The following is a 12,496-nucleotide window of genomic DNA, read 5'->3' on the forward strand; positions in this document are numbered from 1 at the left end:
GAATCAAATGAAACTTCGGAGGAATCAAATCATAAGTCCGAAGAATTTGTCCATTTCCTAGGTAGCAAATCAAAAATATCTACGGAGGAATTGGAAATGCCTAGGAAGGAAATGAAATAAGTTCGTTTTTATAATGCGTCAGCCCTGTACCGTCCATCTACGATTTGCAAAATCAAGGATTGCTGAAACGGCTAAACTTTTAGCTGCGAAACGATCGCTTAGACTCAAAAAGAGTAGCACGCTCCTCGTCTGCTGACGGAGAGCGTGCTACTCCTTGGGAGAGGCCTGAGCTATGCTACTGGAGTCTCTCTAGGCGTGTCGCTTGCGATGCGAATTAGAGTAGGCTAGCGACGCTTCTTGTTCTTTTTCTGCATCTTGGCTTGCATACGTCCCAAGCCTCCGCCTTGCATCTTGCGCATGACTTTGCTCACTTGGTCAAACTGCTGAATGAGCCTATTGACCTCGGCGACAGAGGTACCGCTACCGTCGGCGATACGCTTGCGACGTGAGCCATCGAGGACGCTAGGCTTGGTACGCTCCTCGGGGGTCATAGAGTGGATGATTGCCTCGATGCCCTTGAAAGCATCGTTGCTGATGTCAAGGTCTTTGACCATCTTGCCGACTCCTGGGATCATGGAGACGAGATCCTTCAGGTTACCCATCTTCTTGATCTGAGCGATTTGAGCGAGGAAGTCGTTGAAGTCAAACTGATTCTTAGCAATCTTGGCCTCTAGACGCTTTGCCTCCTCCTCATCGTACTGCTGCTGTGCACGCTCGACGAGGGAGACGATATCACCCATGCCGAGGATACGATCCGCCATACGGGAGGGGTGGAAGACTTGAAGAGCTTCCATCTTCTCGCCTGTACCGACGAACTTGATCGGCTTATTGACGACACTGCGTATAGAAAGCGCAGCACCACCACGTGAGTCACCGTCCAGCTTGGTGAGGATCACACCGTCGAAGTCTAAGCGCTTGTCAAACTCGGCTGCCGTATTGACTGCATCCTGACCAGTCATGGAGTCAACGACGAAGAGTGTCTCATCGGGGCGGATAGCCTCCTTGATACTGCTGATCTCATTCATCATCTCCTCATCGACGGCTAGACGACCTGCCGTATCGATGATGACGGTATCTAGTCCCTCCTGCTGAGCGTGGGCGATCGCGTTGCGAGCGATCTGTACGGGATCCTTGCTCTCGGGCTCGCTGTAGACGGGTACGCCGATCTGCTCCCCGAGGACGTGTAGCTGCTGGATAGCAGCGGGACGGTAGACGTCACACGCTACTAGGAGAGGCTTGCGATGCTCCTGCTTCTTGAGCATATTGGCGAGCTTGCCTGAGAAGGTGGTCTTACCAGAGCCCTGGAGTCCTGACATAAGGATGATGGCTGGACTCCCCTTGAGGTTGACGGGCACCGCCTCGCTACCCATGAGGGTGGCGAGTTCGTCGTGAACTATCTTGACCATCATCTGGCCAGGATTGACCGCTGTGAGGACGTTCTGACCGAGTGCCTTCTCCTTGACCTGATCGGTGAAGTCGCGAGCCACGTTGTAGTTGACATCGGCATCAAGTAGGGCGCGACGAACGTCTTTAAGCGTTTCGGCGACGTTGATTTCGGTGATGCGACCTTGGCCTTTGAGTATTTTGAATGAGCGCTCTAGGCGTTCGCTTAGGTTTTCAAACATGTTGGTGAGATGATGAGTGGTTTATAGTCGATTGGTGTCGCTATCGGGGAATATAATCTTAGGCTGAAAGGTGCGCGCCTCGTCGTAGTCCATAAGTGCGTAAGACATGATGATGACGATATCGTCAGGCTGTACGAGACGGGCTGCGGGGCCATTGAGACAGATGACTCCGCTGTCGGGTTCGCCAGCGATGACGTAGGTGTCAAGGCGGTTGCCGTTGTTACAGTCGACGACCTGCACACGCTCTCCTGGGAGGATACCGACGGCCTCCATAAGGGTGCGGTCGATGGTGATGCTACCCACGTAGTTGAGGTTAGCCTGTGTGACCCGGACGCGGTGAATCTTAGATTTGAGTACCTGTATGTACATAGTTTATAGTGTGGAGCGCCTGAGGCTTAGCGTAGGTCTACGACCTCAAGCGATTTGTATTCTTGCGGTGCAAAGGTAAAGGATTGTGACGTAACATGCTCCTTCGCTTGCATCTTACGAATGGTGTAAGAGACCTGCTCTCCTAGGTCAAAGTAGAGATCTACCTTCTTGGGAGCCTGGCTCTGCTGGTCGAAAGTTACCTCATAGTACTTGACTCCTGCGAGAGGCCCAGACCCGCTTTTTGCCACAAATCGGTAGATGACCGTGCCTCGGGGACTCTTGCGCTCGGTGATGCGATAGCGCTGCGAGGCTTTCTGGATATATGCCAGCGGATTCATCGCCGTGAGGTCTTGCTCGGAGGGAGTCATCAAGGTGTAGGTGCGCTCCTTCTGATTGATGATGCGTAGGGTAGTGCCATCAAAGGCAGCTTCCATGCCAGGCATACTGAGCATGAAGCGACGCCCCTGGAGCCACGTGTAGCCCTCCTGTGACGGAGTACCAGGAGAGTTCAACGCAAAGGTGATAGCGACCCCTTTGTTGACCTGCTGCTCAAACTGCTGGAGCGCTTTGTTGAGGTCAAAGACCGCTTTGCGCTGTCCTTGCAGAGGTGCTATGGCGAAGGTGCCACAGACGAACAGAGCTAAGAGAGTCCCGAAGAGACGCACCGTAAGAGGTGCGCCGTGGCGGAGATATGATAGGGAGAGGTTTGATCTCATACTGTTTGGGGTTACCAGTTAGAGGGTGTCTAGGAGTCGGTTGAGAGTCTCCTCATCGGATATGAGTACTTGACGAGGCTTGCTGCCATCCTGTGCCGACACGATGCCACACTCGTAGAGCTGATCCATAACACGTCCAGCGCGGTTGTAGCCGATGTTGAAGCGTCGCTGGATATTGCTCGTCGATCCTTGTTGCATCTGTACCACATGGCGAGCCACCTCCTCAAAGAGTGGGTCGCGCTCCGTCGCGCCACCACCGCCAAGTCCAGCTCCGCCAGCTGCTCCCTCCGTGGCAGGAGGCTCAGGTAGCAGATAGGGCTCCGTAGGATAGGGCTGATGAGAGATGTGGTCCACGATGCGCTCCGTCTCAGGCGTATCTATGAAGGCGCACTGGATACGACGCATCTCCTTGCCATCATTGATGAGCATGTCGCCACGTCCGATGAGATCCTTGGCGCTTGTGGTGTCGAGGATGGTGCGTGAGTCCACTTGCGAGGAAACTTTAAAGGCAATACGTGCTGGGAAGTTCGCCTTAATCAGACCCGTAATCACATCTGTACTCGGACGCTGTGTGGCGAGGACGATGTGGATACCAGCTGCACGTGCCTTCTGCGCTAGACGTGCGATAGGCTTCTCAATGGCTCGTCCCGTTGTCATGATTAGGTCGGCAAACTCATCGACGATGAGTACCAAGTAGGGTAGGAATACGTAGCCATCCTCCTCGCGTAGGTGTCCCTGACGGAAGAGCTTGTTGTACTCCGATATGTTGCGCACCTTAGCCCGAGCCAATAGTTCGTAGCGAGCGTCCATATCTACGCAGAGCGACTCTAGGACAGGGAGCGCCTTGTTTGTGTCGGTGATGATATACTTCTCCTCGTCCTCTAGCTTCGTCAGGAAGTGCCGTCCGATGCTCTCGTAGATGCTAAACTCCAGCATCTTCGGGTCAATAAGGATTAGCTTAAGCTCCTCGGGACGCTTATTATATAGGAGTGAAGTGATGAGCGCATTGAGGCCGACACTCTTACCTTGTCCCGTAGCACCAGCTATCAAGAGGTGGGGCATCTTGGAGAGGTCAAAGAGGTAGACATCGTTGGTGATCGTTCGACCAATGGCTATCGGGAGCTTCTGATCTGTCGTGATAAACTTCTGCGAAGTGATCAGCGCCTTCATGCCGACGGTACGCGGGTTGCGGTTTGGCACCTCAATGCCTATGGTACCACGCCCTGGCATCGGAGCAATGATGCGGATACCGCCGATGCTCTCTACCTTCATCGCTATATCGTCCTCAAGGCTACGAATGCGGTTGACCTTGACCTTGGGATCTAGCTTAAACTCATAGAGCGTCACGGTCGGTCCGATGGTCACCTCAACAGGCTCTAGGGCGATACCTAGATCGCTGAGCTTCTCAACGATGAGTTGCTCTATCTCCTTGATCTCGGCACGATCCACTGTCTGCGAAGTTTGGTCTACATCGGCCAATAGGTCTGGCGAAGGCATCTGATATCCACCACGGCGCATGTCGCTCTGCGGTATGACGGAGGCAACCTGCGAGTCCGCATCGCCCTGCGCCACGGTTACTGTGACACTACCCTCAAGGCTCTCTTCGGTTGGCGTAGAGACAGGCTCACGACGTGCTTGCGATGTAGTGCGTGGTGCTGACTGTGCAGCCAAGACGCTTGGCGCTGGTAGGGGAGACTCCTCATCTTCTGTAGTGTCTGGCTCACCATCCATGTCGTCTGGAACAACCTCTTCATCAGTATCTGTCGGTTCTTCATCTGATGCTTCTTCCTCACCTTCGGCACTCTCTAGAGGATCCTCAGCCTTGCGACAACGATTAGGACGCTTGACCCAGCCTAGACCAATGGCGCGACGCATCCACTGGAGGTACTCGTAGCGGATCACCACGATGAGGATAATGATCGAGACAAGCAGTATCAGAGCCACACCTAGCCAACCAATGGCTGGTAACAGGTTGCCAAGCCACAGCGTACCGTAAGCACCGCCCCAGCGGAAGAATGTGGGCATGCCGAGGAGATCCTGTATCGCAGCCCCAGCGAGAGCTGTCCATAGACTTAGGAGGATGGCGTAGACCGTTATCTTGATGATGCTACCCCGCTTAGAGATGCGCATCAGTCGCAAGGCCCCGACGAAGCTTAAGATGAGTAGGAACCAACTACCGAAGCCGAGGAAGCCATCCATAAGCCAGTGTGCTAGATAAGCTCCATGCACACGGGTTATATTTTGTATCTCAGCCACCGAGCCATCGATCCCCTCTGGGAGCGTCTGTGTCAGCGCCTCCCAGGGTGTTAGCGCCGTGACGATGCTCTGATCCCGTGCGCCCACCAGAAGGTAGGAGACACAAGCCACCAAGACGTATACGACGAAGGCTAGGAGTATCAGTCCTAAGATAAAAGAGATCAGCTCGCCATACCGCTTGTCGGCGACGTTTTTTTGTAAGTCCTGAGCCCACGAGCGCATACGACTCCCCACCGAGCGAGAGGGGGTTGCGTCCTTTCGGCCCGATGCGTTCGTACGCTTGCGAGACTGAGTCGAGCGTTTCTTGGTTGATTTATCTTTGGATGTAGCCATGAGGTAGTAATAAGGGAGCCTGAAGTGCGATCGTCGCGCCATGCGTGATGATCTCCTATAGGAAAGCTTGATGCAAAGGTAACGATTTTTACGCCAATGGCACACCACTCTACCTGTCCGATCGCATTAGCGTGTGGCACCGGCTGTCGCTGATTACCATTGCCCATAGCGACATATAGGACTCTTGGTTGGTCCCTAAGAACCCTTCAATTCTTTACAGGAGGGAGTGCAAATGCTTTTGGATAGAAACTCCTTTCCTACTATGCGGATTTTGCAAAGCTCTCACGTAAGACTCCCTTTCGCTTGGGAAGGTGCGCTACGCTTATCTTAGGCGATTGATGATTTCGTCCTGAGCCTTACGCCCCTCTGGAAAGAAGCGAAAGAGCGGATAGCAGTGGCACAGTCCCTCACCGATATGTATCTCATAGGGGACCCCATACTGCACGAATGCGCGCTTGTAGTAGGGAGCGCAAGCGTAGAGACACTCGTGCGACCCATAGTAGAGGTAGGTCTTGGGGAAGTGTGAGAAGTCGCCCACGCAGCTGTTGATCATATAGTCGGGCTGTTGCTTGTGTCGGTTTATTATCGAGGCGACGGTGCCGAAGTAATGGTAGTCGACGATTATGTCTTGCTCCGAGAGAGCCTTTAGAGAGGTAATGAAGTCTGCATCTTCGTCTGCCATGTCTTCATGTCCCTCACAAAGCGAGAGGGGGATGCCTCCAGGAGAGACCGCTATGATTTGTCTGGGGCTAGGTAGCTGCTGGTGCTGCTCATTATTATATTGTCCTATCCCGATAGCAAGACAAGCTCCTGAGGAGAAGCCTAAGATCGATATTTGCTCAGGAGCGTACTGCTCGAGCATACGCCGATAGAGCTGATGCGTCTTCTCAAAGGTCACCTCGAGTGTTTGCTCCACAATCAGGGGGTAAAGGAAAAACCACACATCGCTCCCCGTCTGATCGACAATCCTCTTGGCTATCTTGAAGTCTCTCGCATCTGGTGGTGTGACATACCCTCCGCCATAAAGTAGCAGGACAGCTTTTGCAGCGGGCTTAGGAGTCGCCTGTAGCTTGACACACTTAAAGCCATCGACCTCCTCTATGGAGCAGTGATAGTCCTTGAATTGATCTAGCCGAAGCCTGAACTTATTCGACTGCTTAGTCGCAAAGGCGAGGATTTTTGCTTCTGACATTCTAAAGAGCCTCTTAATGTTTAGGAGTCTCACTATCGAGGCTACCACTCTGTATGTAATACTCATAGCTGTATGGTCTTTTGTGTGAGTCTATGGATGGGCTTAGGTGCTCTGTGGAGACAAAGATAATGCTTCATCTAGTATGCAGTGCTAGTGATAGATACCTACTATGCGGTAGCAGGTGCCCGATCGGCTCTTTATGTAAGTGACCATATAAGATAAGTCCCTCCGACTAGGCGTACCCAGTCGAAGGGACTTAACTGTCTGTGGGGTTGTGGAGCTGCGGGGAATTGAACCCCGGTCCAAACATGGTGGCAAAGCGCTTTCTACATGTTTAGCTGTACTTTGATTGTCGGGCTTCAACTCACGAGCACAGCGACCGAGCTAAAGCCTTATCCTCTAAAGTTTAAGACGATGTACGAGGCTACACCATCCGATCCCCGATATCCATGCACCACCGTATCAGAGCGCCTCGGAGCAACGGCCCCCTGGGTGATGTCTCGTCCCGGCACCTATGCCTGGGATGAAGCGTTAGTGTACTATACTTCGACTACGCAGCGAGAGCAAAGTTGTTTTCGCCATTTAGAAAGGTTCGCAGTAAGGTTTTAAGGTGCGTCACAGCAGGCACCACATGCTTACGAATCACTACAACACGCTGTCAAAGCCAATCAGCCCCAAGAGTACATGTTGCATCTCCTAGACTAGCGTATCGCTATACCGCTCTGCTGAGGAGAGATCGTATCTGAGTCTGGCGGAGGCTCGCATCAAGCGACTTCTCCTCCAGCTCATCTAGTGCAAAGGTACGAAAAAACCGCACAAGTAGAGCGAGGAGCTTTGTCTAAATCAGGATTGAGGCATTGTAAAAAAAGTGAGCTTTACGAGGGAGAGTGGAGGAAATCGAAGGATTCCTCCGTGGAGATCTTTGATTATCCAGCGAGAAATGGAAAAATTCTTCGGAACTTCGAAATCTTTCTTCCGAAGTTTCATTTCATTCTTCCGAAGTTTTATTTTCCAGCTCCGTGGAGAATTTTCGTTTGCACCCTGGATTTTCCCTATTTCCTCGGTAGGGAAGAGATTAGAGGTTAGAATTTAGAGGTTAGAGATTAGAGGGAATGTACGGTTGCTGGGGCGGTGGAGGCGATGAAACGTTTTTTTAGTACCTTTGCACTCAGTAAGGAAGATGTGCGGACGGCGTAGCACATCTCAACGTATGACGAGGCTTCTCTGATGTGGCTCTTCTAGACGATAGGGGGTGCTGTGTGGGAGTAAGTCCTCATTTGTTTTGTATCTATGAGGCGCCTTTGCCAGCCGATAGATGGCTAGCGGGGTGTGGCTCATAGGATACGCACTAGGCTGAATTAGACACCATTATCACCTAATCATCTATGGGATATTACTATATGACCCAAGAGGGATATGACGCCCTCAATAATACGATCAAACAGCTGGAGGCTGAGGAGCGGCCCAAGGTCACACAGCAGATTGCTGAGGCGCGTGACAAGGGCGATCTCTCGGAGAATGCTGAGTACGATGCTGCCAAGGAGGCGCAGGCTCACCTGGAGGACAAGATCGCTATGCTCAAGGCTCAGCTGGGCAATGCCCGTGTGCTGGAGCCCTCGCAGATTAAGACCGATGAGGTGCAGATACTGAACCATGTGCGCCTGCTCAATAAGAAGAAGGGCGAGGAGAAGAGCTACTACATCGTCTCTGATGCTGAGGCAAACTTTAAGGAAAACAAGATCTCGGTCAATACCCCCATTGCTAAGGGACTCCTTGGCAAGAAGGTGGGCGATGTGGCGGAGATACAGGTGCCTGCGGGTACACTGGTCTTTGAGATTCTAGAGATCACTCGATAGGGTGCCTCTCTTATTGAATAGATCCTCCCAAAAACAACGAATGCTCTATGGCATCAATCTTTAGTCGCATCATAGCGGGTGAGATCCCCTCCTACCGCATTGCGGAGGATGAGGAGCACTACGCATTTCTAGATATCAATCCTTATCAGCTGGGGCACACACTAGTTGTTCCGAAGCGTGAGGTCGACTACTATTACGACCTGACGGACGAGGAGCTGGCTCGGCTGATGGCTTTCTCTAAGCGGGTAGCTCGCGCTATACAGGAGACGACGCACTGCCGTAAGGTGGCTACGCTGGTCCTAGGACTGGAGGTGCCACACGCTCATGTGCATCTGATCCCGATCAATAGTGAGGGTGACGTGGCGCACGGACCGCTTGCTACGAAGCCTACCGACGAGGAGATGGCTCGCATCGCCTCCGAGATAGCAGCTCATATATAATAAGGAGTAGCGAAGCCTAGTGACTGAGAGACTATATATCCTAGAGGAGATAGATCCAGCGGTGCTCTACGGTCCTAATCGTGAGTACCTGCTATTGCTACGCAACCTCTATCCTAAGTTGCGGATCGTGGCTCATGATCGGATCATCAAGATACTGGGTGACACGACCGATATACAGCTCTTGACTGCGCTCCTCGACAAGTTGGTACAGCATGTCCTGCGGTACAATCTCCTGACGGAGCAGACCATACGCAAGCTGGCTACGGGCGAGGAACTCCCTGAGGTCAAGGTGGCGCCGAATCATCTGCTCTATGGAGCGAGAGGTCGTAGTATCGGCTACCGAGGCACTCACCAGCGTGAGATGGTCGAGGCCATAGCGGATCACGATATGCTCTTTGCGATCGGACCGGCTGGTACGGGCAAGACCTACATAGCGATAGCCCTAGCGGTCAAGGCGCTTAAGGAGAAGCAGGTGCGACGTATCATACTCTCGCGTCCCGCTGTCGAGGCGGGCGAGAAGTTGGGCTTTCTGCCAGGCGAGCTGAAGGACAAGCTCGACCCTTACCTCCAGCCTCTCTACGATGCGCTCGAGGAGATGATCCCGACGCAGCGCCTGCGCACCTATATGGAGAGCGATGTGATACAGATCGCTCCGCTAGCCTACATGCGTGGTCGTACGCTCAACGATGCGGTCGTCATACTAGACGAAGCGCAGAATACGACCCATCATCAGATGAAGATGTTTCTCACTCGTCTCGGACGCAATAGTAAGATGATCATCACGGGAGATCTCTCGCAGGTAGACTTGCCTCGGGGTGTCACCTCGGGCTTGCGCATTGCTGAGCGGATCCTAGGCGATGTGGAGCAGATACCTTTCGTTTACTTTGATGCTCAGGACATCGTGCGTCATCCGATCGTGCAGCTTGTCGTGGATGCTTACGATCGCAATGAGCATCAAGCACTGCAAGGCGAACGTATCGCTCAAGAGACTCGCCAAGATCAAAATATAGACCTAGATAAGGATCAAGGTAAAGACTCATAGACTCATAGAAGCACTCCTCTTTCTCGGCTAAGGCTGGAGGAGGGGACCCCCTTTTAGCAAATCAATTATTGATCATAATACAATGAATCAAGCTCTAACACACACCGACCTATCTCTCCCAGGTATCCAGTCTGTCTTTCATGGCAAGGTGAGAGATGTATACTTCCTTGAGGGCGATCTGATAGCGATGGTCGCTACGGATAGGATCTCAGCCTTTGATGTGGTACTCCCTGAGGGTATCCCCTACAAGGGTCAGGTGCTCAACCAAATAGCTGCTGAGCAGCTTGACGCTACGGCGCATCTCGTGCCCAACTGGAAGATAGCGACTCCTGATCCGATGGTTACGGTGGGACACCGCTGCGAGCCCTTTAAGGTGGAGATGATCGTACGTGGCTACATAGCTGGTAGCGCATGGCGTGCTTATCAGGCTGGCGAGCGTACGATCTGTGGCATACAACTACCCGAGGGGCTGAAGGAGAATGAGCGCCTCCCACACCCGATCATCACGCCTACGACTAAGGCTGACGAGGGACACGACGAAAACATTAGCCGTGAGGAGATCATCGCCTCTGGACTGATCTCGGAGGAGGACTACAAGGTCATCGAGCAGTACACGCAGACGCTCTTTGAGGAGGGGACACGCATCGCTCGTGAGCGTGGTCTGATCCTCGTGGACACGAAGTATGAGTTTGGCAAGAAGGATGGCAAGGTGATCCTGATCGACGAGATCCACACGCCTGACTCCTCTCGCTACTTCTACCTAGAGGGCTATGAGGAGCGCCAAGCTAAGGGTGAGCCTCAGCGTCAGCTCTCGAAGGAGTTCGTCCGTCAGTGGCTTATCGAGCAGGGCTTCCAGGGTAAGGCTGGGCAGAAGATGCCTGCCATCACGCCTGAGTATGCAGCCTCTGTGAGCGATCGTTACATAGAGCTCTACGAGCACATCACGGGCAAGACTTTCGTCAAGGAGCAAACCCAAGATGTGGCTAAGCGTATTGAGGACAATCTGCTAGCTTTCCTCAAGAAGTAGGAGGCTACATAACTATACAAACGAACCAGCGACTTAGAGGGGCTGTGTACAACCTCCTTAGTCGCTGGTTCTAATCTCTCTATTTACTATGCCTTTACCTATAGATGGTAAGTCTCGTTACGTGCGGCAGATGTTTGACCGCATAGCTGGACGCTATGACTTGATGAATCGCCTCATGACGGGCGGTATGGATCTGGCTTGGCGCTGGCAGGTCATAGAGTACCTAGCGGACTATGCGCCTCGTCGTGTGGCTGACCTGGCCTGCGGTACGGGGGATATGATCCTGATGCTCTCTCGCTACTTGCCGTCGGTGCGTGAGATAGTCGGTGTGGACCTCTCGGAGGGTATGCTGGCGGTGGCTGCTGAACGTCTTCAGAGGGCTGTCCACTCGGTGCCAGCTGTGACGCTCTCTGCGGAGAATTGTCAGGAGCTCTCTCTAGCTTCGCAATCGGTCGATGCTGTGACCTGCACGCTGGGTATTCGAAACTTTTCGGATCCACTACAGGGCTTGCGAGAGATGCAACGCATTTTACGCCCTGGGGGGAGGCTCGCTATACTAGAGCTGAGCGAGCCACGTGGGGGGCTATTGCTTCAGGGCTATAACATCTATGCTAAGCACTTGATCCCGTGGATCGGACAGCTGTGCGCTCACGATCGCTCTGCCTACAGCTATCTCCCCGCATCTATTAAGGCGATGCCACAGCGAGAGGCGATGACGGCGCTGATCCGTAGGGCTGGCTTTAGAGAGGTGCACTATAAAGAGATGCCTCTCGGGATCTGTGTCTTATATACTGCAGAGGCTTAAAAGAGATAAACGAATAAGAGTATGCAACGCATTTATGCACTGATAGGTAAGCCCGTAGGGCATTCGCTCTCGGCAGACTACTTCAACGACCTTTTTGACTCCCAGAGGATCAATGCGCGCTATATACTACAAGAGCTGGATGATCTCTCAGCGCTGAGACCTTGGCTGGAGTCTAATCCTGCCATCGTGGGACTGAATGTGACGAGCCCCTACAAGGTGGAGGTGTGCAACTATCTAGATCATATAGATCCCGAGGCTAAGTATGTGGGAGCTGTCAATACGATCGTTGTGGATCGTACGGGAGGTCGGATGCGTCTCTTCGGCTACAACACGGATGTGCAGGGTGTCGTGGAGAGTCTCCAGCCACTACTCACATCAGAGCAACAGCATGCGCTCGTCCTCGGTACGGGCGGTGCGGCGCAAGCGGTGGCACAGGCACTCAAGCGTCTCGGTCGTGACTGTACGTTGGTTAGTAGAGATCCGCAAGCTCCACATATCCTCTCCTATAGTAACTTGACGCCTGAGCTGATAGCGGACAAGTGGATCATCATCAATGCGACCCCTGTCGGCATGGGGGCACTTACTATGGAGCGCCCGCAGATCCCCTATGAGGCGATCACACCAGAGCATCTCTGTATGGATCTGATCTACAATCCCGAGGAGACACGCTTCCTCAAGGCTTGTCGTGAGCAGGGAGCGACGACGATCAATGGGCTGAAGATGCTCCTCGTGCAGGCTCGCTACGCTTGGCACATTTGGAACCGTCAGGCGTAGA

At 53.0% G+C, this 12,496-nt stretch carries 12 protein-coding genes and 1 other RNA gene; 6 read left to right on the top strand and 7 right to left on the bottom strand.

Annotation, left to right across the window (positions count from 1 at the left end):
* Positions 1–344: 344 nt before the first annotated feature.
* The 7 genes from ffh to Q0X57_RS00640 form a co-directional block, all read right to left on the bottom strand.
* Complete coding sequence (gene ffh, locus Q0X57_RS00610; RefSeq protein ID WP_297726165.1) at positions 345–1,685, bottom strand: signal recognition particle protein; 1,341 nt, start codon at positions 1,683–1,685, stop codon at positions 345–347.
* Between the two features lie 21 nt (positions 1,686–1,706).
* Entirely contained in the window at positions 1,707–2,054 is a 348-nt protein-coding gene (panD, locus tag Q0X57_RS00615) for an aspartate 1-decarboxylase (protein WP_007364505.1), read from the bottom strand.
* A 26-nt stretch (positions 2,055–2,080) separates the two neighbouring features.
* Positions 2,081–2,770, bottom strand: coding sequence for an outer-membrane lipoprotein carrier protein LolA (locus Q0X57_RS00620; RefSeq protein ID WP_297726170.1), 690 nt, complete (start codon positions 2,768–2,770; stop codon positions 2,081–2,083).
* An 18-nt stretch (positions 2,771–2,788) separates the two neighbouring features.
* On the bottom strand, positions 2,789–5,359 hold the full coding sequence (locus tag Q0X57_RS00625) for a DNA translocase FtsK (RefSeq protein ID WP_297726173.1): 2,571 nt from the start codon (positions 5,357–5,359) through the stop codon (positions 2,789–2,791).
* Between the two features lie 322 nt (positions 5,360–5,681).
* Positions 5,682–6,551 carry an alpha/beta hydrolase gene (locus tag Q0X57_RS00630; protein ID WP_297726176.1) on the bottom strand — a complete coding sequence of 290 codons (870 nt, stop codon included), beginning with the start codon at positions 6,549–6,551 and terminating at the stop codon, positions 5,682–5,684.
* 272 nt (positions 6,552–6,823) lie between these two features.
* Positions 6,824–7,227, bottom strand: a transfer-messenger RNA (tmRNA) gene (gene ssrA / locus Q0X57_RS00635).
* A gap of 527 nt (positions 7,228–7,754) precedes the next feature.
* Positions 7,755–7,889, bottom strand: a complete 135-nt coding sequence (locus Q0X57_RS00640) for a hypothetical protein (protein ID WP_297726179.1) — start codon at positions 7,887–7,889, stop codon at positions 7,755–7,757.
* A gap of 47 nt (positions 7,890–7,936) precedes the next feature.
* Between Q0X57_RS00640 and greA the strand changes: the two genes are divergently transcribed.
* From greA to Q0X57_RS00670, 6 genes are all read left to right on the top strand, one after another.
* Positions 7,937–8,407: a transcription elongation factor GreA gene (greA, locus tag Q0X57_RS00645; RefSeq protein WP_007364464.1), complete on the top strand. Its 471-nt coding sequence runs from the start codon at positions 7,937–7,939 to the stop codon at positions 8,405–8,407.
* 47 nt (positions 8,408–8,454) lie between these two features.
* Positions 8,455–8,847 (top strand): HIT family protein, encoded by a 393-nt coding sequence (locus tag Q0X57_RS00650; protein WP_007364474.1) that lies wholly within the window; start codon positions 8,455–8,457, stop codon positions 8,845–8,847.
* 19 nt (positions 8,848–8,866) lie between these two features.
* Positions 8,867–9,889, top strand: coding sequence for a PhoH family protein (locus Q0X57_RS00655; RefSeq protein ID WP_297726188.1), 1,023 nt, complete (start codon positions 8,867–8,869; stop codon positions 9,887–9,889).
* Positions 9,890–9,971: 82 nt separating this feature from the next.
* Complete coding sequence (locus Q0X57_RS00660) at positions 9,972–10,916, top strand: phosphoribosylaminoimidazolesuccinocarboxamide synthase (RefSeq protein ID WP_297726191.1); 945 nt, start codon at positions 9,972–9,974, stop codon at positions 10,914–10,916.
* An 88-nt stretch (positions 10,917–11,004) separates the two neighbouring features.
* Entirely contained in the window at positions 11,005–11,721 is a 717-nt protein-coding gene (gene ubiE, locus Q0X57_RS00665) for a bifunctional demethylmenaquinone methyltransferase/2-methoxy-6-polyprenyl-1,4-benzoquinol methylase UbiE (protein WP_297726194.1), read from the top strand.
* A gap of 21 nt (positions 11,722–11,742) precedes the next feature.
* Complete coding sequence (locus Q0X57_RS00670) at positions 11,743–12,495, top strand: shikimate dehydrogenase (protein WP_297726197.1); 753 nt, start codon at positions 11,743–11,745, stop codon at positions 12,493–12,495.
* Position 12,496: the final 1 nt, after the last annotated feature.

Source organism: uncultured Porphyromonas sp., assembly GCF_947254915.1.
In the GTDB taxonomy this organism is placed as follows: Bacteria; Bacteroidota; Bacteroidia; order Bacteroidales; family Porphyromonadaceae; genus Porphyromonas.